The organism is Pedobacter cryotolerans, assembly GCF_005116475.1.
Lineage (GTDB): Bacteria > Bacteroidota > Bacteroidia > Sphingobacteriales > Sphingobacteriaceae > Pedobacter > Pedobacter cryotolerans.
Genome location: NZ_SWBO01000027.1, coordinates 1 through 2,441, shown reverse-complemented (window position 1 = coordinate 2,441; position 2,441 = coordinate 1). Strand labels below are relative to the sequence as shown.

Genomic DNA, 2,441 nt, shown 5'->3' with positions numbered 1-2,441 from the left:
CCATACTCAGCCACTCCAAGTCTAGAATGATTGCCTTTAAAAAACTGGCTTTATGGTACAACAAGATAGAAGAGGCAGGTTTTAAATCATTTAACACAATAGCAAGGACTATCCAAAATAACTACGAAACGATATTAAATTACTTTGATAATAAATCCACAAACGCATCAGCAGAATCTTTTAATGCTAAAATCAAAGCCTTCAGGTCTCAATTTAGAGGGGTTAGAAACGTAAAATTCTTCCTGTTCAGGCTATCAAAGATATATGGCTAAATCCTCCCCAACTTTTACGCTTGATCCGATAAGCTGTTTTCATTAACAAATCTCACTCTGGCCCACTTAGAAGCAAATATGCTTATCCAATAGTGGGCTTTCTACCTAAATGATTTAGAAGGTGGCGAGATTATTAAATTCAAAATCAAATGCAAAACACAAGTGAGGAACCGCTGGTTCCTAATTCAGTACTTAATTATAACGATTTAACATACATGCAGAAGCAGAAGTATGACTACCTTAAAACCTTGATGATCGATGAACAGCTTACTTTAAAAGTGGTTACGTTGATCGAAGGTAGAGGTAAGAATAACTTTGATTCAGTGGTAGAGAAGATTGAGTTGCTTAACAATGCAAAACAATCGGAACAAAGGTATCACGATGCTCTGTATGATAATTTCGTTATCGATACTATATATTCATCATCAGGTATTATGGGTATAGTGTCGGAAGTTCGACGTGAAGTTGGTCTAAAGCCTTATTCAAGTCGTTGGAAGCAAAATTGTGAAAATGATTTCTTTACATTATTCATAGTTCATGAAGTATATCAAGAAATCGAAATAGATGGTAAAGTTAAAAAGCAACTGGTTGGTTACAAACCAGTGTTTAAACTTAAACTCGAAGATTAACAATTAACAAATAAAATGTTTAGCCAGTAGGTCATTAGAACAACTAGAGCCCCTTCATTGACTTGTTGGGGCTTTAGTCATTAAGGTGATTTATATTTACTCTCCCTCCATAGCTCAGCTGGATAGAGCACGGATAACGTCAGTTAAAAATAGTTGTAGCCTTTTTAGATCTCTTTACTTTTTTAAAAGGTGATTAATTAGAGGGTAGGAGCGAAGTTTTTCATTTCCTCAATATCTACAACACCCAACGAGCGTAAGTATTTTTGTGTTACGGTGATTGAGCTATGTCCCATAAGTTTTTGCAGTAGATAGATGTCTTTCGTTCTTCTGTAAACTTCAACAGCGGCGGTATGCCTGAATGAATAGATAGTTTGACCATCTTCAATTAGTTTCTTTTCAAGCATTTCTATTCGTAGTCGTTTCCATTGTGTTGTAAAATAGAACCTATTCAGTACTTCGACAGTTCCAGAGAAGATGTTCACATCGTCATCAAGTCTCTCAATTATGGTTTCGAGTTCAGTTCTAACATAGTCTGGAACATAAACAATTCTTACTTTTCCTCCTTTGTTCTCTGATCCGCTAAGATGAATTTCTGTGTTGTCATTCTTGAATTGCTTCTTTGAAAGTGATAACACTTCAACATGTGGACGAAGCCAACAACCATAGGTGAACAGGCAACATAGGTGCAGTGTCGGGGAAACTTCTTTAAGATAGGCAAGCAATTTCTTCATCTTTTGTTTATCATAAGCTGTATGAAGTTTTGCTTTTGCTCTTTCTGTATGCGTGTCACGAGCAATAGAACGATTGCCTGTAAGTTTACCACCTGAGGAGAATAAAATAGATAGGTCGCTCCGCTTCTTCATGTAGTAGGTACCAGATGAATTATATCTGCTTAAAAACTCTTCAAGCTTTATTACTTGTATTTGATCGAATGGTTGATTAAGTTCCTGTTCGGTTAGAAAACTTATAAACTGTCTGTGTACCAAAGTTAAATCGTCTTTGTAACGATTACTTAATTTCATTTTAAGCTTGGCATCCAATGCCATCCTCAATACTTGCTCAACTGTGTGCTTAGGTTTCTGATGGACTTCCTCAGTCTCAGTTTTCTTTAATGGGTAGTTATTTGTTTTTATACGGTTAGCAAGTTCAGTTCTGAGTTGCACCAAGAGTTCAAATTTCTTTTCATGAGTTGTTGCTTTGTTAGGGAAGATGTTCAAGTTCAATGCCTTTCCAGAATATTCTGGATCAAGCGTAAAAGTTGGGGAGGATTTAGCCATATATCTTTGATAGCCTGAACAGGAAGAATTTTACGTTTCTAACCCCTCTAAATTGAGACCTGAAGGCTTTGATTTTAGCATTAAAAGATTCTGCTGATGCGTTTGTGGATTTATTATCAAAGTAATTTAATATCGTTTCGTAGTTATTTTGGATAGTCCTTGCTATTGTGTTAAATGATTTAAAACCTGCCTCTTCTATCTTGTTGTACCATAAAGCCAGTTTTTTAAAGGCAATCATTCTAGACTTGGAGTGGCTGAGTATG

At 35.8% G+C, this 2,441-nt stretch carries 4 protein-coding genes; 2 read left to right on the top strand and 2 right to left on the bottom strand.

Annotated features, from left to right (window positions below; all coding sequences use genetic code 11):
• Together FA045_RS18745 and FA045_RS18740 are read left to right on the top strand one after the other, a co-directional pair.
• Positions 1-272, top strand: a 272-nt coding sequence (locus FA045_RS18745; RefSeq protein WP_136873148.1) for a transposase, incomplete at its 5' end; no start/stop codon positions are given.
• 149 nt (positions 273-421) lie between these two features.
• Entirely contained in the window at positions 422-901 is a 480-nt protein-coding gene (locus tag FA045_RS18740) for a hypothetical protein (protein ID WP_136878599.1), read from the top strand.
• Between the two features lie 197 nt (positions 902-1,098).
• Here the strand turns inward: FA045_RS18740 and FA045_RS18735 are convergent, their stop codons facing one another.
• Positions 1,099-2,178, bottom strand: a complete 1,080-nt coding sequence (locus tag FA045_RS18735) for a tyrosine-type recombinase/integrase (RefSeq protein WP_136878598.1) — start codon at positions 2,176-2,178, stop codon at positions 1,099-1,101.
• Positions 2,171-2,441: transposase (locus tag FA045_RS18730; RefSeq protein ID WP_136873148.1), on the bottom strand; the 271-nt coding region annotated here is incomplete at its 5' end. The genes FA045_RS18730 and FA045_RS18735, both read right to left, overlap by 8 nt.